Genomic DNA, 247 nt, shown 5'->3' with positions numbered 1-247 from the left:
CGGGACCGCGCCGCGCGCGTGAGCGTGAGCAGATCGCCGAGCATGCTGGGCGCGTACCCGCCGCTGCCGATGCTGGGGCCGCTTCGCCCGACTTCGTACGCCCGCTCGGCCAATTTGACGTGAGGCGCCCGGAAGCGCAGCAGAACCTCGAAGCCCCGGTCGAGGGCCGCCAGGCCGGCCCGCACGGGCTCGCTCCGCGTGCCGATCGCATGCGCCTCGCCGAGCGCGCGGTCGAGGAGCGCAGGCT

Annotated in this window: 1 protein-coding gene; it reads right to left on the bottom strand. The window is 75.3% G+C overall.

Features of this window, described 5'->3' with window-relative positions:
• A partial coding sequence (locus R0J88_RS22490; RefSeq protein ID WP_410901243.1) for a monodechloroaminopyrrolnitrin synthase PrnB family protein occupies window positions 1–247 on the bottom strand: 247 nt, incomplete at both ends.

It is taken from the genome of Pseudoalteromonas sp. SIMBA_162 (genome assembly GCF_046535955.1).
GTDB lineage: Bacteria > Pseudomonadota > Gammaproteobacteria > Enterobacterales > Alteromonadaceae > Pseudoalteromonas > Pseudoalteromonas marina.
The sequence above is the reverse complement of the archived record's forward strand: the minus strand, read 5'-3'. Positions and strand labels throughout refer to the sequence as shown.